The sequence below is a fragment of the Streptomyces venezuelae genome (assembly GCF_008642315.1).
Taxonomy (GTDB): Bacteria; Actinomycetota; Actinomycetes; order Streptomycetales; family Streptomycetaceae; genus Streptomyces; species Streptomyces venezuelae_D.
This window is the reverse complement of the sequence record NZ_CP029192.1, coordinates 3,539,106-3,561,088: the sequence shown is the minus strand read 5'-3', so window position 1 is coordinate 3,561,088 and position 21,983 is coordinate 3,539,106. Positions and strand designations below refer to the sequence as shown.

Below are 21,983 nucleotides of genomic sequence, written 5' to 3'. Positions count from 1 at the left end.
GAGGGACTTCAGGGGGCTACAGGAGGGGCTTCAGCGGTCGGCGGCGTCGCCGATGGACTTGGCCAGATCGTCCGCGTGCGGTCTGGTCAGCATGGTCAGGTGGTCGCCGGGGACCTCGCGGACCGCGACGGGGTGCGTCGTGAACGCGCCCCATCCGCGTGCGGGGTCGTCGAGCAGCCGGGCCAGGGCCGGCGGCGGCACGTTGTCGGGGTGCAGCTCGGCCGCCCGGAAGAAGGTCAGCTCGCCGTCGTACGGCTCGGCGGGGGTGTGCAGGCTGCGCTGGTCGGCGATGTAGGTGCGGATGAACCCGCGCAACTGCACGTCGTCGTCGAGCTCCGGGGGGAGCACGTCGTGCTGACGCAGCCTCTCGCGCAGCCGGGAGATCTGCTCGTCGTCCGCGAGGCCGGTGAGCTCCTCCTCGGTGAGGTCCAGGGTGCGGCCGAAGAGGCGTCCGAACACGCCGGCCAGCGCCACCAGCCAGGTCGCCTGGTCCCACGCCGCGAAGTGCTCGTGGCGCTCGGGCAGCGGTGCCGACGTGTCGAGCAGGCCCACCAGCGCGACCTCGCGGCCCATGGCCCGCAGCCGGCGGGCCAGCTCCATCGCGACGTGTCCGCCGAAGGAGTGCCCGACGAACCGGAACGGACCGGTCGGCTGGGTGTCGAGCACCAACGGCAAATACTGGTCGGCCAGTTCGCGCACCAGGGACGCGGTGTCGACGTCCTCCGTGAAGTTCGGCTGGAGCCCGTGCACGGCGAAGCGTTCGGGCAGCCCGTCGACCAGCTCGTGGAAGTACATGAGGTTGCCGCCGGCCCCGGGAAAGAGGTACAGCGGCTCGTGGCCGCCCGGCCGCAGCCGGACCAGGGACCGCCGGGCCGTGTCGCCGTCCCGCACGAGGTTCGCCGCGAGCTCCGCGACCGTCGGTCCCTGGAAGAGGGTGGCCATGGACAGGCGGCGGCCGAACTCCTTCTCGATGCGCGCGAGGAGCGCCACGGCGAGCACCGAGTTCCCGCCGAGGCGGAAGAAGTTGTCGTGCGCTCCCACGGCGGACGCGTCGAGGATCTCGCCCCACAGCACCGCCAGACGCATCTGCGTGAGACCGCTCGGCGCCACCCGGTCCTGCTCGCGCCGGTCCGCCCGCGCGGGCGCGGGCAGCGCCTTGCGGTCGATCTTGCCGTTCGGCGTGTAGGGCAGCTCCGCGAGCACCCGCACGGTCGACGGGACCATGTACCCGGGCAGCCGGGCGCCGATGTGGCCGCGCAGCACCACGTCGCTGATCTCGGTCCCCGGGCGGGTCACCACGTATCCGGCGATCTGCCGCTCCACACCGGTGCCGTGGACCGTGGCGGCGGCCTGTGCCACGTCCGGGTGGGAGCCGAGGGCGGCCTCGATCTCGCCCAGTTCGATGCGGTAGCCGCGCACCTTGACCTGGTGGTCGGTCCGGCCGATGAACTCCAGGGTGCCGTCGGGGCGGAACCTGGCCAGGTCGCCCGTCCGGTAGAGACGGGCGTGCGGTGCGGTCGCGTACGGGTCGGGCACGAACCGTTCCTCGGTGAGGTCCGGCCGTCCCAGGTAGCCGCGGGCCACACCGGCGCCCGCGATGTGCAGTTCACCCGGGACGCCGATCGGCGTGGGCGCCCCGTGCCGGTCCAGGACGCGCAGGGCGGTGTTGGCGATGGGGCGTCCGATGAACACCGTGCCCGTCGTGTCCACCCGGTGCGTGCTGGACCAGATGGTCGTCTCGGTCGGCCCGTACATGTTCTGCACCCGGGCGCCCGTCACCGCCGTGACGCGCTCGGCGAGCCCGGCGGGCAGTTCCTCGCCGCCGAGCAGCAGCAGGTCCAGACCGCCGAGCGCCGACGGGCCCCCCGGCTCGTCGAGGATCATGGCGGCCTGGGAGGGCGTGCACTGCAGCTTGGTCACACCGTGCCGCTCGATCAGCTGCGGTACGGAGAGACCGGGTGCCGTGTTCCGGTCGGCGTGCAGCAACCGGGCGCGGTCCAGCAACGGCAGGGAGTCGAGCACGGCGTCGTCGTCGACGCCGAAGTCGATCAGACAGGCGATCTCGTCGACGCCGGTGTCGGCGATGCCGTCGAGGAGTTCGGCGGCCCGCTCCGGCGTGCCGAACACCGCCGCGGTGTCGTAGTACCGCTCGAAGGCGTGGTCGAGGAGGGTCCGCAGATCGTCCTCGGGCAGGTTCCGCAGGTCGTCGCCGAGTCCCAGGCCGCGGGCGAGGTTGCCGATCAGCCCCAGCGACGAGGACAGGTAGTCGCGGAACGGGCCGCGGACGGTCTCCTTGACCAGGTCGGGGTCCTTGCCGACGAACGTGTGGACCATGAGCGTGACCCGCCCCGGCCCCGTGTGGCCCGCTTCGGCCCTGGCCCCGCGGTAGAGCGCGATCTTCTCCGTGAGCTGGTCGAGGTCCTGGTTGAGGAGATGGGTCAGGAGGTGGGCGCCGGACTCGCCGGCCGCGCGGAAGGTCTCCTCGCTCCCCGCCGCCGTGACCCAGACGGGCAGCTCCGGCTGTACGGGCCGGGGCAGCGACCGGACGGCGGTCGTCCGTCCCGTGCCGCCCGGCATCTCCACCGCTTCGCCCCGCCACAGGGACCGCAGGGTCCCGATGCCGTCCAGCATGATTTTCTTGCGGTCGGCGTAGTGGTCGGGGGCGAGCACGAAGTCGTCGGCCTGCCAGCCCGAGGCGATGGACACGCCCACCCGGCCGCCGGAGAGGTTGTCGACGACCGCCCACTCCTCGGCGACGCGCAGTGGCTGGTGCAGGGGCAGCACCACGCTGCCCGCGCGCACGGCGACCCGTTCGGTGACCGCGGCGACGGCGGCTCCGGTCACCGCCGGGTTCGGGTAGATGCCCCCGAACGCGTGGAAGTGCCGCTCGGGTGTCCACACCGCCTCGAAGCCGTGGGTGTCGGCGAACCGGGCGCCCTCCAGCAGGAGCCGGTAGGCGCCGGGGGAGGCCGGGCCCTCGGTCTCCGTCGCGCTGGAGAAGTAGAACAGGCTGAGGTTCGCGACCTTCCCCGGCCGGCGCGTGGCGGACCGTGCGGGATCGGGCTGCAGCACCACGGTCGACCCCTGCGTCAGCGTCCACACCAGTTCGAGGACGGAGATGTCGAAGGAGACGGTGGTGACGGCCAGCCAGGGCCCCACGCCGTCCACGCCGAACTCGTGGGTCATGGCGGCGCAGAAGTTGACGACGTTGCGGTGCTCGACCATGACCCCCTTGGGCCGGCCGGTCGAGCCGGAGGTGTAGATGGCGTACGCGAGGTCATCGGGCCCGGCGCCGCCGGACGTCCGCGGCGCGTCGGGCTCCTCGGACCCCAACGGCTCGCCGAGGTCGCTGAGGTAGCCGAGTTCGTCGAGGCAGACGACTTCGGTGGTGTCGGGAGCGGTCACGGTGGCGCGCAGCGCCGCCTCCGTCAGCAGCAGCCCGGCCCCGGCGTCGCCGAGGATGTACGCGTTGCGTCCGGCGGGCGCGGTCGGGTCCAGCGGCACGTACGCGGCGCCCGACTTGAGCACCGCGAGCAGTGCGACGACCAGCTCGGGGGTGCGCGGCAGGCACAGTCCGACCAGGGTGCCGGGGCCCGCGCCCCGCTCGCGCAGCAGCGCGGCGAGGCGGTTCGCGCGGACGTCGAGGTCCGCGTACGTCACCACCGTGTCGCCCTGCACGATCGCGGCCTGCCGCGGGGTCCGCTCGACCTGCCGCTCGACCAGCGAGTGCACCGTCGCGTCCGGGACGTCGAGCGCGGTGTCGTTCCACCGCTCGACGAGGAGGTGCCGTTCGTCCGCGCCGAGCAGGGGCAGCTCGGAGAGCGGGGTGCCGGGCGCCGCGACCGCCGCGGTCAGCAGCGTGCTCCAGTGGTCGAGCCAGCGCTCGGCGGTCGTCGAGTCGTACAGGTCCGTCGCGAACTCCAGGACTCCGCGCAGGCCGTCGGGGTGCTCCTCCGCGATCAGCGTCGTGTCGAACTTGGCGGTGCCCGTGTGCACCTCGTCGAGGCGCGCGTCGAAGCCGGGGAGCCGGAAGCGCTCCGTCGTCGCGTTCTGCAGGATGAACATGTGCTGGAAGAGCGGGCTGTAGCTCAGCGTGCGCTCGGGCTGCAGCTCCTCGACGAGCTTCTCGAAGGGGAGGTCCTGGTGCTCGAAGGCGCCGAGGGCCGTCGCGCGGACCCGCCGCAGCAGTTCGTCGAAGGTCGGCTCGCCGCTCGCGTCGACCCGCAGGACGAGGGTGTTCACGAAGAAGCCGATGAGCGGCTCCACCTCGGGCCGCACGCGCCCGGCCACCGGCGTCCCCACCGGCACGTCGACGGCTCCGCCCAGCCGCGCGAGGAGCGCGGACCAGGACGCGAGCAGCACCATGTACGGCGTGCAGCTGTTCCGGTGCGCGAGCTCCCGCACCCGCTCCATGAGCGGGGCCGGCAGGTGGAAGGGCAGGGAGCCGCCGCGGTAGGACTGGACCGCGGGGCGGGGCCGGTCGGCGGGCAGTTCGAGCAGGCCGGTGATGTCGGCGAGCGACGTCCGCCAGTACTCGAGCTCCGGGGCCAGCGCCTCGGAGGTGAGGTGCTCGCGCTGCCAGGCGGCGTAGTCGGCGTAGCGGACGGGCAGTTCGGGCAGCGGGGCGGCGTCGGCGGCGCCGGTGCGCGCGGCGTAAAGCGCGGCCAGATCGCGGTAGAGGATGCCGAGCGACCAGGCGTCGGCAGCGATGTGGTGCACCGAGAGGAGCAGGTGCGTCAGCCCCGGCGCCTCGTGCACGAGGGTGGCGCGCACCAGGGGCGCCCGGCCGAGGTCGAAGGGGCGCCGGGCCTCCGCCGCGGCCACCTCGTCGATCGTCTGCCGAGACGTCAGATAGGTTTCTGAAAAGGGCAGTTCGTAGGCGTCGACGACCTCGGCGACCGGCCCGTCCTCCCCGGCGCGCACGATCGTGCGCAGGGCCTCGTGGCGCTCCACGAGGTCGGCGAAGGCCTGACGCAGTGCTTCCCACGCGCCCGGGGGCGCCTCGCCCTCCAGCGTGATCCGGCCGGACAGCACGTAGGCGGCGCCGCCGCTCTCCGGCAGCATCTCGGACATGACCCACATCCGCTGCTGACCGAAGGACAACGGCAGCTCGTCGTCGGCGGCGTCCACCGGGCCGATCGCCGGGCGTTCGCCGCGGCGTTCGCCCCGCGCCTCCCGCAAGAGCGCGATCAGCGCGTCGCGGTGGCCCTTCAGCCGGGCGCGCAGCTCGTCGTCGAGCGCGCCGGGAGGCGCGCTGAAGCGCAGCCGTCCCTCCTCCTCCCACAGACGGATGTCGCGGGCACGCAGCTCGCTGAGCAGTTCGGCGGGGGCGGTCACAGCTCTCCCTCTTCCCATTCCTCATCCGCGCCGGCGGGCACGGGCGGTGCGGACGCCCAGAGCAGGACCTCCAGGTTCTCGGCGAGCGCGGCCACGGTGGGCCGGGCGAAGACGGTGCGCGCGGTGACGTCGACGCCGTGCTCCTCGCTCAGTCGCAGGGCGGCACGGGTGGCGGCCAGCGAATGGCCGCCTGACTGGAAGAAGTCGTCGTCGCACCCCACCCGTTCGACGCCCAGGACGTCCGCGAAGACAGCGGCCACGGACTTCTCCAGCGCCGTGCCGGGTTCGCGCCCCGTGACCGGCGCTCGCTCCGGCTCCGGCAGCAGCGAGCGGGCCACCTTGCCCGCGACGGTCAGCGGCAGGGCGTCCAGCGGCACGAAGACCGTGGGCACCATGTACTCGGGCAGCCGGTCCAGGCAGTGCCGTCTGAGCTCGGCCGCGGACGGTGCCGCGCCGTCCGCCACCACCCAGGCCATGAGCGCCCGGTCCGCGCCGCTCCCGCGCGCCTCCACCACGGCCTCCCTGAGCGCGGGATGGCCGAGGAGCACCGCGGTCACCTCGCCGGGCTCGACCCGGAACCCGCGCACCTTGACCTGGTGGTCGACCCGCCCGAGGTGTTCCAGGGTCCCGTCGGCCCGCCATCGGGCGAGGTCCCCCGTGCGGTACATGCGCTCGCCCGCGGTGCACGGGTCCGGCACGAACGCCTGGTCCGTGAGGTCGGGACGGTGCAGATAGCCCCGGGCCAGACAGGGCCCGGCCACGTGCACCTCGCCGGGCACGCCCTGCGGTACGGGGGCGCCGTGCGGGTCGAGCACCCGGATCCGCACGTTGTCGACGGCGGTGCCCACCGGGGGCAGGTGCTCCCAGGTGTCCGGTGTGCCCGACAGCGTGTACGACGTGATCACGTGGGCCTCCGAGGGCCCGTACTGGTTGTGCAGCACCGCCCCCGTGTGCCGGAAGAAGTCCCGCAGTTCCTCGGTGACCTGGAGCTGTTCCCCGGCGCTGAACACCTCGCGCAGCTCCGTGGGCCACCGGCCGTCGCGGGCCCGTGCCACCTCGGCGAGCTGCTGGAGGGCGACGTAGGGCAGGAAGAGGCGGGTGATGCCCGTCTCCCGCACGTACGGCAGGAGGCGCATCGCGTCCCTGCGCGTCTCGGCGTCGACCAGCACGACGGTGCCGCCCGCCGCCCAGGTGCCGAACATCTCCATCATGCAGATGTCGAAGTGCAGCGGACTGAACTGCAGCACCCGGTCGTCGGGGGCGAAGGGGAAGGCCTTTGTCTGCCAGGCGAGAAGGTTGGTGATCGCGCCGTGCCGCATGGCGATGCCCTTGGGCTTCCCCGTCGACCCGGACGTGTAGATCACGTAGATCAGGTCGTCCCGGTCCGTCGTGGGCAGGGGCGCGTCGGCCGGTACGGCGGACAGGTCCAGCTCGTCGAGGCGCAGCAGCGTCGCCTCCCGGTCCGCGCCGACGTCCAGGGGCGCGTCGCTGAGGACGATGTCGGGACGCGCCTCGTCGAGCATCTGGCGGGTGCGCTCGGCGGGGTGGTCGGGGTCGAGCGGCAGGAAGGCGGCACCGGCCTTCATGACGGCGAGCACCGCGACCAGCTGGCGCGGCGTCCGCTGTGCGTGGAGGCCGACGAGGGTGCCCCGGTCCACACCGCGGTCCCTCAGCAGGGCGGCGAGCCTGCTGCTGTCCTCGTCGAGCCGGGCGTAGGTCAGCGACTGGTCCGCCCGGCTCACGGCGACGGCGTCGGGGCGCAGCGCGGCCTGCTCGGTGACGTACCGGTGCACGGGCCGGTCCAGGTCGAGGGGCCGGTCCGCGCCGAGGCCCGCCTCGACGGCGCGCTGCCGGCCCGCCGGAGTGAGCAGCGGCAGCCGGGCGACGTCGGACCCGGGGGAGTCGAGCGCCGAGCCGAGGAGGTGCCGGAAGGCGTCGGCCAGGCCGCGGGCCGTCGCGGGGTCGAAGAGGTCCCGCGCGTACTCCAGGGAGCAGGCGACGCTGTCGCCCCGGTGCTCCGCGAAGAGCGTCAGGTCGAACTTGGCGGTGCCGTTGTGCACGTCCGCGCGGGAGACCGTGACGCCGCCCGTCTCGGTGTCGGCCAGCGGCGACTCGAAGTACGTCAGCATCGCCTGGAAGACCGGGGTGTGGCTGAGGGACCGCTGCGGGGCGGTCTCGGCGACGATGCGCTGGAACGGCACGTCCAGGTGGTCGACGCCTTCGAGGAAGGTGCGCTGGACGTGGCCGAGGAGCTCCTCGAAGGATGCGGCGGCGGTCAGGTCGACGCGCAGCGGCAGGGTCTTGACGAAGAAGCCCACCAGGGACGCCGCCTGCGGCTGGTCCCGGTTGCCCACGGGCGTCCCGACGACCACCTCGTCGCTGCGCCCGCAGCGGGCCAGAACGGCGGCCCAGCAGGTGAGGAGCACGGTGTACGGGGTGACGCGGGCCCGTGCGGCCACCTCGGCCAGACGGGCGGTCGTCGGCGCGTCGAGGACGAAGTCGACGGTGTCGCCCTCGAAGGAGGGGTGCAGGGGCCGCGGCCGGTCCGCGGGCAGTTCGAGCAGCGGCGGCGCATCCGCCAACTGGGCCTTCCAGTACGCGAGTTGCCGGTGCTCGTCCAGCGGTGACAGGACGTCCCGCTGCCACGCGGAGACGTCCGCGTAGTGCAGGGAGAGCGGCGCCAGCGCGGACGGCTCGGCGTCGGCGTCGTACAGGACGAACAACTCGCGGAAGAGCACGGCGAGCGAAGCGGCGTCGGCGGCGATGTGGTGCAGCGCGAGGACGAGGTACGCCTCCTCGGGCGCCGCGGTCACCAGGACCGCGCGCAGCAGCCGTCCTGCCGCCAGGTCGAACCGCTCCCGGCCGGCCGCGCGCGCGACAGCGGCGAGCTCCTTCTCCCGCTCCTCGGGCGGCAGTTCCGTCAGATCGACGCGCGCCACGTCGAGCGGGGCGGGGTCGAGGACGACCTGCCGCGGGGTGCCGTCGTCCCCGGTGCGGAAGGCGGTGCGCAGGGCCTCGTGCCGGTTGGCCACCTGGGAGAGGCAGGAGACGAGGACCTCGGGGCGCAACGGTCCTTCGAGCCGGATGACGCCGCTGATCACGTACGTAGGACGGTGCCCTTCCAGCTGGTCGAGCACCCAGAGCGCCTCCTGGCCCGGCGAGAGCGGGAAGGTGCGGCCGTCGCGCGGCAGCGCGGGCACCGGCGCGGCGGCCCGTGCCTGTGCGCCGAGGTGGGCGAGCAGACCGGGCTTGTGGTCGACGAGACGGTCGCGGAGCTGTGCGGTCAGCGCGCCCTTCGCCGCCGACACGCGCAGCTCGCCGTCCTCCGCCGTCAGCCGGATCCGGGCGTCCTCCACGGCCCGGAGCAGATCGGTGAGTTCCCGGAACGCTCCCGTGGCCTCCTGTTCCCCGCTCACAGGGTGATCTCCTCTCGTTCCGTGGGGTCGTCCCATGCGTCGAGCTCGTCGGCCAGCTGTTCCAGCACGTACGCGGTGAGCTCCTCGACGGAGGCGCCCTCCAGGAAGCGCACGATGGGGACGACGACCCCGAGGTCGTTCTTGATGCGGTTGCGGATGTCCAGGGACATCAGGGAGTCCAGCCCCAGCTCGGTCACCGGCTGCTGGGGGTCGAGGTCCGGGCCGAGGCCGAGCACGCCGGTGAGGCGTTCCGTCAGGTATCCGCCGACGATCGCGGCCCGTTCGGCGGGATCGGCGCCCGCGCACTTGTGCAGCAGCGCGGTCGCGCCGCTGTCGCCCGCCTCGTCGAGGAACCCGGCGAACTGCTGGGTGCGCCGGGCCGTGGGAAAGGCCTCGAACACACCGGACCAGTCGATCCGCGCGACCGTGGTCTGCCGGGGGTCCTTGTCGAGGACCCGGTCGAAGACCTCCAGCGCCTCGGCCGGGCGCATGCTGCCCACGCCCACCCGCGCGAGCTGGTCGAGGCCGTTCTCGCGGACGGCGAGACCCACGTCGTTCCACGGGCCGTAACCGAGCGCCGTACCGGCCGCCCCTCGGGTGCGCCGGTGGTGGGCCAGCGCGTCGAGGAAGGCGTTGGCGGCCGCGTAGTTGGCCGCGCCGACACCGATCGGCCCGAAGACGGCGGGCAGCGCCGAGACCAGCAGGAACAGCTGCGCGTCGGCGAAGACGCGGTGCAGGTTCCAGGAGCCCGCGACCTTGGGCGCCGCGACCTCCCGCAGCCGCTCCACGCCCAGGTCGGCGAGGAGCGCGCCGTTGACGACCCCCGCCAGATGGACCACGCCGACCACCTCGGGCAGCCCGAGGAGTGCGAGCTGCTCCGGCAGCGCCCGGACCTCCGGGGCGGACGCCACGTCCACCGCCAGGGTGGTGACCCGCGCGCCCAGCGCCGTCAGCTCGTCCACCGCGGCACGCTGCGCGTCGGTGCTCAGGCCGCGCCTGCTGGTCAGGACCAGGTGGCGGGCGCCGCGCCGCACCATGCGTCCGGCGACGGCGAGCCCGAGGTCGCCGAGGCCGCCGGTGAGCAGATAGGTGCCGGCCGGGTCGAGCCGCGGCAGCACGTCGGCCGGGCGGGCCAGCACGGTGTCCCGCACCAGCCGCGGCGCGAGCAACCGCTCGCCGCGCAGCGCCAGTTGGTCGGCCGTGCCGTCGCGCGGCGCGAGCAGCACGGCCGTCAGACGCCCGGCGGCCGCCCGGTCCGCGTCCCCGGCGGGGTCCAGGTCGACGAGGCCGCCCCAGATGTCGGGCTGCTCGGCGGCGAGCACCCTGCCGAGCCCCCAGACGGGGGCCTGCAGCACGCCCGGCAGGGTGACGTCGTCGAGGGCGGGCTGCGCGCCGCGGGTCACCAGCCACAGCCGGCCGCAGCGCGTGGGGTCGTCCAGCTCCAGGGCGGCCCGGACCAGCGCGAGCGCCGCCTCGCTGCCGTGGCGCTGGGAGTTCTCCACGGCCTCGGTGGCCGGCTCGTCGCCCGTGCCGGACCCGGCGGCCCCCTCGGCGTCCAGCGGCCACAGTAGGGCCACGCCGTGCAGCGGGCCCTCGGCGACCGCCCCGTAGAGCGCGCGCCGCAGCGCCGTGACGTCCGGTTCCCCGGCGGCGTGGACCACGTCCGCGGTGTGGCCCGCGGCCCGCAGCCCGTCGGCCAGCGCGTCGCCGTGCCCGTGGGCGTCGGCGAGGACGAGCCAGCGACCCGGGCTCAGCTCGCTGGACGCGGGCTCGGCCGTCTCGGCCCACTCGGTGCGGTAGCAGAGCTCGGCGCCCGCGTCCGCGTGCTCGCCGTCCGCCTCCACCAGGCGCATGCGCAGGCCCTCGGCGCGGGCGACCGTGCCCGTGTCGTCGAAGAGGCGTACGTCGGCGACCAGTTCGTCGGCGCCCTCGGCCACGGGCGTGCGCACCACGTGCGAGTGGATCGTGCCGCGGGGGGAGCGCAGGATCTCGAAGGAGCCCACACCGCTGGGCAGGGCGAGCGCCTCCGAGCCGCTGAGCGCGCCGGGGGCCAGCGCGCCGAGCAGCAGGAACGCGTTGTCGAGCAGCGCGGGGTGGAACTGGTAGGCCTCCTCCGCGGGGCCCTCGGGCACCGTGAGGCGGCCGAGCACCTCGCGCTCGCCGACCCAGACGTTCTCCAGGCACCGCATGGCGGGCCCGTAGGCGGCGCCGGCGGCCTCGATCCGGCCGAAGAACTCGGTCACGTCGAACTCCGCGAGGCCGCGGGCGAGGAGGGTCGCGGCGTCGGCGTCGGCTTCGGTGTCCCGCGCGGACGCGGTGACTTCGGGGGCCGTACGGGGTGCCGACGCGACCGTCGCGGACATCTCCCGCAGCCGGTCCAGCTGGGGCAGCCCGTCCAGCACCTCGTCGGGGGCCGGCCCGAAGTCGAGGAGGCAGGCGAGCTCGTCGGCCCCCACGTCCGCGAGCCGCCGCACCAGCGGCAGACAGGACTCCGGGGAGCCGATGAGCGACCTCTCGGCGGCGAACCGGTCGTAGAGGAAGGAGACGAAGCGGGTCAGCTCCTCGTCGGGCAGCGTGCCGATGTCGACGCCCTCGCCGTGCCCGCGGCTGCGGGCAAGACCCTTGAGCAGGCCCAGGTTCGCCTTCAGATACGTGCAGTACGGGTCCTTCGCCCGGGCCACGGCGGTGTCCGCGTCCTCGCCGACGAAGGTGTGCAGCATGACGGTGACGCACCCCTCGGCCGGATCGAACCCGGACTCGGCGCGGGCCGCCCGGTACCGGGCGATGTTCTCGGCGAGCCCTTCCACGCCCTGGTCGAGCAGGTGGGTCAGCAGGTTCGCGCCGGCCCTCCCGGCCCGCACGAAGCTCTCGGGCGAGCTGGCGGCGGTCAGCCAGAGCGGCAGCTCCGGCTGCACGGGGCGCGGATAGGTGCGCACGCGGATGGGTGCGCCCGTGCCGCTGGTCGCCGGCACCTGCTCGCCCCGCCACAGGGCGCGCAGGGTCGGCACGGCCTCGGTCAGATAGGTGTTGCGCGTGGCGTAGCGCTCGGGGAAGAACGCGAAGTCGTCCGGGTTCCAGCCGGAGGCCAGGGAGATGCCCACCCGGCCGCCCGACAGGTGGTCGACGACGGCCCACTCCTCCGCGGTGCGCAGCGGATCGTGCAGCGGCGCCACCACGCTGCCCGCCCGCAGGCCGATGCGCCGGGTCTCCCGGGCGAGGGCGGCGTGCAGGAGCGCGGGGTTCGGGAAGAGCGAGCCGAGCGGGGTGAAGTGCCGCTCCGGCACCCACACGCTGTGGAAGCCGTGCTCGTCGCCGAAGCGGGCGCTGCGCACGAGCAGGTCGTAACGGTCCGCCCCGGCCAGCGCGTTCTCGTCGCTGGCGAAGAACATCAGGCTGAACTTCATGCCGCACCCTCCGCGTCGGTCGTGCGGGCGGCCCTCTCGCGGGCGCCCTCGTTCCTTGGCGGGGCGCCGACCAGCCGCGCACTGGCGTGCTCGGTCCACTCGGGGCCCCCGGTCTCGTCCCGGCTGTGCACGCTGAAGGACAGCGATCCGTCCGTACGCCGGTGAAGGGCGGCCTGCACCACGCGCGCCCCGTCCGGCGGGACGCCGAGCATGCTCTGGTAGCGCACGTCGTGCAGGACGTAGCGGCCCTGTGGGTCCAGCTCGCGGGCGGCGGCCAGGGCCAGTTCGATGTAGCTGGTGCCGGGTGCGACGACCCGCCCCTGGATGCGGTGGTCGTCGAGGACCGCCACCTGCCCCTGGGCCAGCACCCGTTGCCACACGTGGCGTTCGGGTTCCGCCGCCACCGGGGGCAGCGGCCGTCCGAGGAGCGGATGCCAGGAGACGTCGGCCGACGGCCCGTGGTCGGGGGAGCGGCGCAGGTCCCGCGGGGCACCGGCGCCGGGCGACACCTGGTCGGGCAGCCAGTACCTGCTGCGCTGGAAGGGGGTGGAGGGCAGCGGCCTGCGGCGGCCGGGACGGCCGTGGCGCACGGCCGTCCAGTCCGGCTCGAAGCCGGCGCTCCACAGGGCGCCCGACACGCGTGCCAGGGAAAGCTCCTCCGGTGTGCCGCCGCGCAGCGAGGAGACCCAGAGGCCGCCCGCGGTGTTCCTGGTGATCCGCCGGGCCAGCGGCGCGAGGACCGCGTCCGGACCGATCTCCACGCCGGTGGCGCAGCCGCCCGCGACCAGCGCCGCCACGCCGTCGGCGAACCGGACGGCCCGGCGCAGCTGGTCCACCCAGTACTCGGCGGTGGCGAAGAGCCCGGTCTCCTCGTGGCCCGTCACCGAGGACACCAGTGGCGTCCGGGGCGCCCGCAGCGTCACCCGGTCGAGCGCCGCGCGGAACTCGTCCAGGACGGGTTCGACGAGCGGCGAGTGGAAGGCGTGCGAGGTGCGGACCGGCGCGGACTGGTGGCCGCGCCCGCGCAGCACCTCGGCGACGGCGTCCAGCGCCTCGGCCGCCCCCGAGATCACCGTCTCGTCCGGACCGTTGACCGCGGCCACCGCGGCCCGGTCGGCGTACGGCGCCAGCGCGTCGCGGACGACGTCCTCACCGGCACGCACGGCGCGCATGGCCCCACCGGCCGGCAGGCCCTGCGTGAGGCGTGCCCGGGTGCCGAGCAGGACCAGCGCGTCCTCCAGCTCGAACACCCCGGCCAGGCAGGCGGCGACGTACTCGCCGACGCTGTGCCCGAACATGCGGTCCGGGGTCACCCCGAACGAGCGCCACAGCGCCGCCAGGGCGTACTCCACCGCGAAGATCGCGGGCTGGGCGTACTCGGTCCGTGCCAGCGCGTCGGCGTCCGTGACCACCGCGTGCAGGTCCCAGCCGAAGTGCCGCTCGATCACCCGAGCGCAGTGGTCGAAGGCCTCCCGGTACGCGGGGCGGTTCTCGTACGACTCCGTTCCCATGCCGGGGCGTTGGGCACCCTGCCCGGTGAAGAGGAAGGCGAGCGGGGTGCGGCGGCGCGGCGCGTGGCCGACCAGCGCGTCGGTCGCCGGACGGCCGGTCTCGGCGAAGCGGGCCAGGACCTGCCGTGCCTGCGCCGCGTCGGACGCGGTCACCGCGAGCCGGTGCGGCCGCAGGGTGCGGGCGGTCGACGCGGTGTGGACGGCGTCCGCCCACGAGACCGCCGTACCGTCCAGGGCGTCGGCGTGGCGCCGGGCCAGCCCGCGCAGTGCTTCGGGCGTCCGCGCCGAGAGCAACAGGGCCTCCGGGGCGGGCGGTTGACCGTCGGGGGAGCCCTCCGTGGGGCTTTCCCCGGCCGGGGGAGCCTCGCCGACGACCACGTGCACGTTGGTGCCGCCGAATCCGAAGGCGCTGACCCCCGCGGTGCGCCGCTCCGCGGGCCATTCCAGCGGGGCGGTCGGCACGGTCAGCGGCGAATCGAGGTCCGCGATGTGCGGGTTGAGCCGCGTCAGGTGGATCTGGCCCGGGATGGTGGCGTGCCGCAGGGCGAGCACCACCTTGATGAGGCCCGCGATGCCCGCCGCGGACTCGGTGTGGCCGATGTTCGCCTTCACCGAGCCGACGTGGACCGGCGCGACGGCCCCGCTCCGGCCGTCGCCCAGCGCCTCCGTCAGCGACTCGAACTCGATGGGGTCGCCGAGCGCGGTGCCGGTGCCGTGCGCCTCGACGTAGCCGAGCCGGTCGCGGTCGAGGCCGGCGGCCGCCCATGCGGCGCGCACGACGTCGACCTGCGCCCGGCCGTGCGGCGCCGTGAGGCCGTTGGACCGGCCGTCCTGGTTCGCGGCCGAGCCGGGGATGACGGCGAGCACCTCGTCGCCGTCCGCGCGGGCCCGCGAGAGGGGCTTGAGGACGACGACGCCGCAGCCCTCCGACCGCACGTATCCGTCGGCGCGCTCGTCGAAGACCTTGCAACGGCCGTCCGCGGCCATCATGTTGGCGCGGGAGAAGACGGCGGTCAGCTCCGGGGACAGGATGAGGTTGACGCCCGCCGCGAGGGCCGTGGTCGTCTCGCCGCGGCGCAGCGACTCGCACGCCTGGTGCACCGCGAGCAGGGACGAGGAACAGGCGGTGTCCACGGCCAGGCTGGGGCCGCGCAGGTCCCACAGGTACGAGAGCCTGGCCGCGGCGACGCTCAGCGCGTTGCCCGTCCCGTAGTACGCGTCGAGGGCGGAGTCCGCGCCCGCGGTCAGGCGGGAGTAGTCGTTGTTGCTGATGCCGACGTAGACGCCGGTGGCGCTGCCGGCCAGGGTGTCGGGGTGGATCGCGGCGTTCTCCAGGGCCTCCGACGCCACTTCGAGCAGCAGCCGGTGCTGCGGGTCGATGGCGGCGGCCTCGGTCGGCGAGATGCCGAAGAACTCCGGTTCGAAGCCGTCGACCTGGTCGAGGAATCCGCCCCACCGGGTGCTGACGGCGCCCGGTGCGCGCAGCAGCGGGTCGTAGAGCGCGTCGGCGTCCCAGCGGTCGGCAGGCACCTCCACGATGGCGTCGCCGCCGTCCCGCACGAGGCGCCAGTACGCCTCCGTGTCCTCGGCGCCGGGGAAGCGGCAGGCCATACCGATCACGGCGATGGGCTCGTCGGCCGCCGTCGGCGTGGCCGCGGGCGCGACCTGCCCGGTCGCCTCGTCCTCCCCGTCCTCCCGGGAGAGGTGCCGTGCGACGTCCTCGGCGGTCTGGAACTGGTAGAGGAGCGCGGCGGGCAGCCGACGGCCCAGGGTGCGCTGGAGCGCGCCCGAAATGGCCACGGTGGCGGCGGAGTCCAGGCCGTACGCCGCGAAGTTCTCGCCGGGCGCGATGTCCTCGGGGGACCTCTCCAGGTGCTCGGCGACGGCGGCGACCACGGCGTCGAGGTAGCGGTCCTTCGAGACGGAGGCCGCGGTCGGGGCCGAGGCCGGACGTCGGGTGGAGCGCCAGACCGCGACCGTGTCCAGGGTGCCGTCGAGGTAGCCGCTCCGGGCGGCGCGGCGGGCGATCTTCCCGCTCGACGTCTTGGGGACGGCACGGTTGCGCAGCAGGACGAGGGCGTCCAGCGTCACCTCGTGCTCGGCGGCGAGGACGGCGGCCGCGGCGGACCCGAGCGCGTCGGCGTCGACGTCCTCGTGGCGCACCTCCTGGACGACCACGACACGCTCCTGGCCGTCCGACTCGACGGCGAAGGCGGCCGTGCAACCGGGCCGGAAGACCGGGTCCACGTCCTCGACGGTGCGCTCGATGTCCTGCGGGTACAGGTTGCGGCCGCGGACGATGATCAGATCCTTGATGCGGCCCGTGATGCACAGTTGTCCGTCGTCGGTGAGGAAGCCCTTGTCGCCCGTCGCGAGCCACGGCGGGGCGTCGTCCGGTTCGCCGGCCAGCCGGTTGCCGAAGGCGGTGCGAGTCTCCTCGGGGCGCTGCCAGTAACCGCTGCCCGCGCTGGGGCCGCGCAGCCAGATCTCGCCGACGGCGCCCGGCTCCAGGGGCCGCGGGGTCTCCGGGTCGACGACGAGCAGCTCCTGGTCGAGGTGGGCGCGCCCGCAGGCGAGCACGGCGTGCGTGCCCGGGGCGCCGGGGTCCGCCGTGACGGCCCGGTCCTGTTCGAGCCGGGCCCCGTCCAGGTACTGCACCCGGGCGCCCTCGCCGGCGTATCCGGAGGTGACGAAGACGGAGTTCTCGGCGAGGCCGTAGGCCGGGTACCAGGCGTCGGGGCGGAAGCCGTGGTCCGCGTAGAGCCCGGCGAAGCGCTCCAGGGTGTCGGCCCTGATCGGCTCGGCGGCGTTGAGGGCGATGCGCCAGCCGCTCAGGTCCAGGCCCGCACGGTCCTCGGTCCGGGTGCGGCGCACGCACAGCTCGTACGCGAAGTTGGGGGCGCAGGAGAAGGTGCCGCCGAAGTCGGACAGGGCGCGCAGCCAGCGGGCCGGGTCCTGGAGGAACGCCTCGGGCGGCATGTAGACGAGCCGGGCGCCCCAGTGGAGGGAGAGCAGCAGGTTCGCGATCAGGCCCATGTCGTGGAAGAGCGGCAGCCAGGAGACCAGCACCGGCTGCTCGGCGTGGTCCATCGCGTGGGCCATCATGCCGAGGTTGTGCAGCAGGTTGGCGTGGCTGAGCATCACGCCCTTGGGCGCGCCGGTGGACCCGGACGTGTACTGCAGGAAGGCGAGCCGGGTGGGGTCGTCGTCGGGCGCGCGCCAGGCCTCGGCGGCTTCCGGGGGCACGGTGTCGGTGGCGATCCAGCGGGCGGTGAAGGAGGTCGTGGCGGCCAGCCGGTCGTGCAGGGCGGCCGGGGCGGCGATCACCGCGGCGCCGCAGTCCTCGGCCACCGCGTACAGGCGGGCCGCGTGCTTGTCGGAGCGCGGCGGGTAGGCGGGCACCGCCACCATGCCCGCGTACAGGCAGCCGTAGAAGGCGACGGCGAACTCGGGGCCCGAGGGGCAGAGCATGAGCACGCGGTCCCCGGGGTCCGCGATCTCCCGCAGCCGGGCCGCGAGGGCACGGGCGCGGAGGTCCAGGTCGGCGAAGGTGAGTTCCTCCGTGACCCGTGTGCCGTCGGCGAGGAACGTGAACGCCGTCCGCCCGGGGTGCTCGGCGCTGCGTGCCCTGAGGAGGTCCACCAAGGTACGGGCCGGCGGGGCCGATGACACTGACTGGGGTATACCGCTCACTTCTGCCTCTCTCGGGACCTCGGAAGATGCCGGGCGCCGGGCGGTGGGAGAGCACCGCCCGGCGCCGGAGCCGCCGCACGCGGCGCGTGCCTACTCGGCGGCCGTGGCCTGCGGCGGGTAGAACAGGTGGACGGCCGGGGCGGCCCGCTTGAGCGCGCCGACCATCTCCTCCGCCGAGGCGAGCGGGATGACCTTGCCCTCCACGAAGGCGCCCGTGGAGTAGCCGGTCAGCACGGCGGCGTGGGCGGCCTCGGCGTCCGGGAAGTCCACGACGACCGCGAAGTTGTACTCGATGTCGCGGGTGAACCAGTAGTTCACGACGGTCCCGCCGAGTGCGCCGTAGAACTTGAAGGCGTGCTCGTCGCGGGCGATGACCGCCTGCGGGTCCTCCAGGATGGTCTTGACGACGTCCTGCGTGTAACGGGCGAGAATCATGAACTGCACGGGGTACCCCTCCAGGAATACGTCGGCTCAGCGCGCCCGGAAGACTCCGGAAGAGGGCGAGCCACAGGATCACTTTCAGCCATGCTTCCGGCACCCCGGGTGCCGGAACAACCGCATGGCAGCAAGACGACAGCCGCTGGCACCCTGTGGCCAGCGGCTGTCAAGTGGGCGTTCAGGCAGGCTTGTTGGCGTTCCGCAGGGCCGTGTCGACGAGGGTTCCCGCGGCGCCGACGTAACCCTCCGGGTCGCACAACCCGGCCAGCTCGCCGGGTGCGAAGTCCGCGTCCGCGAGGTCGCCGAGCGCCTTCTCCAGGGGTTCACCGGTGCTCCGGGCGCGGTCCGCGGCCCGGGTGAGCAACCGCCGGGCCCCGGCCTTGCCGAGACGGGGCGCGAGCACGGCGGTGATCCGCTCCGAGACGACCTGGCCGCCGGTGAGCGCCAGGTTCTCGCGCATGCGCTCCGGGCGCACCCGCAGCCCCTCGGCGAGCTCCCGCGCCGTCCACGCGGCGCCGCCCGTCAGCCGCAGGCACTCGCGCAGCGGCTGCCACTCCGCGTGCCAGGACCCCGCGGAACGCTCGTCCTCGCCCAGCATCGCCTGCGTCAACCCGGCCGCCAGCGCGGGCACTTGCAGCGCGGCGCTGCGGATCAGCGTGGCCAGGACGGGGTTGCGCTTGTGCGGCATGGCCGAGGAACCGCCCCGCCCGGCTCCGCCGGGTTCGGCCAGCTCACCGATCTCGGTCCTGGCCGACGTCTGCACGTCCACGGCCAGTTTGCCCAGCGCGCCCGTGACGAAGGCGAGCAGGGCCGCGAGGTCGGCGATCGGGGTGCGCAGTGCGTGCCAGGGCAGGGCGGGACGGGCAAGCCCGGTCTCCGCCGCGAACGCCTCCGTCAGCCGGTGGACGTAGCCGTCCTGCGACGCGCCGGGTCCCGCGTACTCCAGGTATCCGGCCAGCGTCCCCGCCGCGCCGCCCAGGGAGACGGGCAGCCCGCTCTCCCGCACCCGCTCCAGCCGGTCCAGGGCGTCCAGGACCAGGTGGCGCCACCCGGCCGCCTTCAGACCGAAGGTGGTCGGCACGGCGTGCAGCGCCAGGGTGCGCCCCGGCATGACGGTGTCGCGGTGTTCCCCGGCGAGGCGGGCCAGCGCCCGCGCCGTCGCCCCGAGGTCGTCGTGGATCAGGCGCAGCGCCCGGTCGGCGACGAGCATCGCCGCGGTGTCCAGGATGTCCTGGCTGGTCGAGCCGCGGTGGACGTACTCGGCCGCCTCCTCGTCGACCGCGGCCACCACCCGGGTGAAGGCGGGCACCAGGCCCACGACGGGGTTGGCGGCCTCGCGGGCGGCGACGGACAGGGCGCGCAGATCGAGGAGTTCGGCGCGGGCCGCCCCGGTGATGATCCGCGCGGCCCGTTCGGGAACCGTGCCGAGGCGGGCCTGGGCGCGGGCGAGGGCGGCCTCGGCGTCCAGCATCGCCTGCAGCCAGGCCGGGTCGGCCACCACGGCCTCGACGGGAGTGCCGGCCCGCACCGGGGACAGCAGCCCCGCGTCCTGTGCGGCGGGCGGCAGGCGGTGGGCGTCGGTCATGCGAGGACTCCGATCGGCTCGTGCACGTCGTCGGCCCCGGGGGGCGCGAGGGCCGGGAGCGCGTGCAGGGTGGCGGCGATGGCGTCGGAGTCCGCGAGGGTCACCGAGTCCACCCCGGGTCTGATGCCGGCCGCGGTCACCCAGTGCACGCCCTCGGTGGGCACGCCGTAGGCGAACCGGCGCGGGTGGGCGCGGCCCTCGGCGTCCACCAGGTGGTAGGGCCGTTCCGTCACCGCGAGGCCGCCCGTCTCGTGGTGGCCGCCCCCTTCCTCCGGTATCCGGAACGGCGCGGCCTGGCCGGAGCCGAGCAGGTACGACAGGAGGGGGTCCGCGCTGCGGCGCAGGTCGGGCTCCTGGAGCCGGGCCTCGATGAGCACCCGGGCGCGCACGGGCGGCCCCGGCACCCGTGCCGAGCGGGCCGTGAACGCCGCCTCCCGTCCCGATGTCTCGATGCGTATCTCGGTGCCGGGGCCGAGCAGTTCGACGACCCCCGCGTCCAGCAGCGCGATCAGTTCCTCGATCCGGGAGACCGGGGGACCGATGGACAGGAAGCCGTTGAACGGCGTGTACCACTCGCTCAGTTCGTGCCGGTGGGACGCGCCGTCGAGGCCGGCGTGGTCCACCACGAGACGCACCTCGTTGCGCAGGTCCCGCAGCACGTCCAGTGCCGCCTTCAGCGGTCCGTGGCGGTTGCCCTTGCGCGCCTCGGCGACGTCCCGCACCAGGTGGGCGCGTGCCCAGGCGCCGAAGTCCGCCCGCCCGCCGAACTCGCGGTCGCGGTACGGCTGGGCGAGCTCGTCCCAGCGCAGCCGCTCCCGGACGCCGACGGCGTCGAGCAGCGCGTCGCGCTCCCCGGGGCCCGCGGCGGCCGCGTAACGGTCGACGAAGGCGGCTTCCTCACCGCCGCGCCCCGACTCCCGGAGCAGCGTAGCGTAGTAGACGCTCTCCACCTCGGCGGCGACGAGCGGCCACAGCTCCTCGCCGAACCGCACCCGCTGGCCCAGGCGGGCCCGCTCGCGGAACCCGGCGATCACCTCGGGGGTCAACAGCCTCGGCCGGTGCCGCTCGGACACGCCCTTCTGGTTCTCGCCGCGCGCGTGGTACGGGATGCCGCGCCGGGAGGTCGCGTACATCCGCGGCTCGCGGCCCGAGGGCCGGTACACCAGGCGCTCGCGGTCCTGGACGAACACGCCGCCCCTGCCGGTGGTCAGCAGGGCCAGATAGTCGAAGAAGCACAGCCCGAGACCGCGCAGCAGCACCTCGTCGCCGGGCCGGACGGAGGCCAGGTCGACGTCGGCGGGGTTGGCGGGGAGCAGATGGGTGAGGCCGTGACGGCGTGCCAGGTACGTGGTCCGCAGCTCCCGCGCGAGCGGACGCACCGGGGTGTGCCCCTGGGCCAGCACCACCGCGTCCAGGCCCCCGAGCCACGTGCCGTCCTCCAGACAGACGCTCTGGGCCTCCCCGGTGTCCAGCAGGGCGACGGCCCGCGTCCGGTGCGCCTCCACGGCGACGTGTCCGGGCGCCCGGTCCACGACGCGCCGGAACGCGGCGCGCAGATAGCGGCCGTACAGGGCGCGCGTCGGATACGTGTCCGGCCCCAGCGCCCCGGCGGCGGCACGCGTCGCGTCGTCGAGGTCCGTGCCGTCGCCCGCGGCCACCCGCACCGCCCACTCGTACAGGCTCGGCCCCGGCTCCACCGGCCCCCGCACGTCACAGCTGTCGTCGGTGTACAGGGTGATCTGCGAGGCCACGGTGTTCATCAGGAGCTGCGGGGGCTGGTCGGTGCGCCAGACGGCGCCCGCGCCCGGTTCCCCCGGATCCACCAGATGCACGGTCAGCGAGCCGTGCGCCGGATCGTGCCGCTCCCGGGCCAGCAGCCGTTCGAGCACGGAGAGCCCGCGCGGACCGGCTCCGACGACGCACACCGTCTTGTGCGCGGCGCCGGATCGGGCGGGTGGGAGCGGCGTGGCCGTCACGTCAAGTCCGCGCACAGCAGGCGCATATCGCGGTGGGCCAGGTGCCATACCGTGTGGTAGCTCTCGACCAGCGGCGACGTCACGTAGGCCGTGTCGCCGTCCCGCACGCGGTCCAGCGCGGACCGCAGCCGGGCCGGGTAGCTCTCCCAGAGGGGGTGGGCGGCGCCGACCGCGTCGACGGCGGCCGCAGCGTCGGCGTCGAACGCGGCGAGCTTCTCGCCGATGCCGTCGCCCTGGCGCTGATAGTCCGTCACCAGGTGCTTGAGCGAGGAGTCGTGGGCCTCGAAGCCGGCGAGCGCCGAGCGGGCCCCGGAGCGCTCCTCGGGCGAGGCGTCCTTCCGCCAGGCGGCCAGCAGGTCCTTGGCCCGCTGCGTGCCGTCCGGCGTGAGGCCGTACAGCTCGCCCCGGGGGCTCTTCACCAGCCGGACGAGCCCGTCGTCCTGGAGCAGGGCCAGGGCCGTCCCGGCGTCCGCGACGCCCCAGACCTCGAATCGTTCGGTGGCGAGCCAGCCCGCCACGTGCAGCGCGTGCAGTACGCGGGTGCCGGGGCCTGCCAGGGCCTCGTCGGCGTGGCCGGGCAGGTGCAGAGAAGTCGTCATGGTGCTTCCTTTGTGCGTCGTACG

General features: G+C 74.5%; 8 protein-coding genes. All 8 read right to left on the bottom strand.

Going from position 1 to position 21,983, the window contains the following annotated elements; all coding sequences use genetic code 11:
* Positions 1 to 30 precede the first annotated feature (30 nt).
* Entirely contained in the window at positions 31 to 5,337 is a 5,307-nt protein-coding gene (locus tag DEJ48_RS14995) for a MupA/Atu3671 family FMN-dependent luciferase-like monooxygenase (RefSeq protein WP_150216602.1), read from the bottom strand.
* Positions 5,334 to 8,753: a non-ribosomal peptide synthetase gene (locus tag DEJ48_RS14990; protein ID WP_190537427.1), complete on the bottom strand. Its 3,420-nt coding sequence runs from the start codon at positions 8,751 to 8,753 to the stop codon at positions 5,334 to 5,336. Before DEJ48_RS14990 ends, DEJ48_RS14995 begins: the two co-directional genes overlap by 4 nt.
* Complete coding sequence (locus DEJ48_RS14985) at positions 8,750 to 12,157, bottom strand: bifunctional LLM class flavin-dependent oxidoreductase/SDR family oxidoreductase (RefSeq protein ID WP_150216600.1); 3,408 nt, start codon at positions 12,155 to 12,157, stop codon at positions 8,750 to 8,752. Before DEJ48_RS14985 ends, DEJ48_RS14990 begins: the two co-directional genes overlap by 4 nt.
* Entirely contained in the window at positions 12,154 to 17,340 is a 5,187-nt protein-coding gene (locus DEJ48_RS14980) for a type I polyketide synthase (protein ID WP_150216599.1), read from the bottom strand. The genes DEJ48_RS14985 and DEJ48_RS14980 overlap by 4 nt, the downstream gene beginning before the upstream one ends.
* 111 nt (positions 17,341 to 17,451) lie before the next feature.
* The gene (locus tag DEJ48_RS14975) at positions 17,452 to 17,796 is read right to left on the bottom strand and encodes a GYD domain-containing protein (protein ID WP_223832477.1); all 345 of its coding nucleotides are present in this window, start codon (positions 17,794 to 17,796) and stop codon (positions 17,452 to 17,454) included.
* A 181-nt stretch (positions 17,797 to 17,977) separates the two neighbouring features.
* Positions 17,978 to 19,384, bottom strand: a complete 1,407-nt coding sequence (gene pcaB, locus DEJ48_RS14970; protein ID WP_150216597.1) for a 3-carboxy-cis,cis-muconate cycloisomerase — start codon at positions 19,382 to 19,384, stop codon at positions 17,978 to 17,980.
* Positions 19,381 to 21,408 carry an FAD/NAD(P)-binding protein gene (locus tag DEJ48_RS14965; RefSeq protein WP_150216596.1) on the bottom strand — a complete coding sequence of 676 codons (2,028 nt, stop codon included), beginning with the start codon at positions 21,406 to 21,408 and terminating at the stop codon, positions 19,381 to 19,383. Before DEJ48_RS14965 ends, pcaB begins: the two co-directional genes overlap by 4 nt.
* Positions 21,357 to 21,959: a hypothetical protein gene (locus DEJ48_RS14960; RefSeq protein ID WP_150216595.1), complete on the bottom strand. Its 603-nt coding sequence runs from the start codon at positions 21,957 to 21,959 to the stop codon at positions 21,357 to 21,359. The genes DEJ48_RS14965 and DEJ48_RS14960 overlap by 52 nt, the downstream gene beginning before the upstream one ends.
* Positions 21,960 to 21,983 lie beyond the last annotated feature (24 nt).

Coding starts and splice junctions, on each gene's coding strand:
- DEJ48_RS14975 (WP_223832477.1), bottom strand. CDS start 17,796: ATGATTCTCGCCCGTTACACGCAGGACGTCGTCAAGACCATCCTGGAG.
- DEJ48_RS14965 (WP_150216596.1), bottom strand. CDS start 21,408: ATGGCACCTGGCCCACCGCGATATGCGCCTGCTGTGCGCGGACTTGAC.
- DEJ48_RS14960 (WP_150216595.1), bottom strand. CDS start 21,959: ATGACGACTTCTCTGCACCTGCCCGGCCACGCCGACGAGGCCCTGGCA.
- pcaB (WP_150216597.1), bottom strand. CDS start 19,384: ATGACCGACGCCCACCGCCTGCCGCCCGCCGCACAGGACGCGGGGCTG.
- DEJ48_RS14985 (WP_150216600.1), bottom strand. CDS start 12,157: ATGAAGTTCAGCCTGATGTTCTTCGCCAGCGACGAGAACGCGCTGGCC.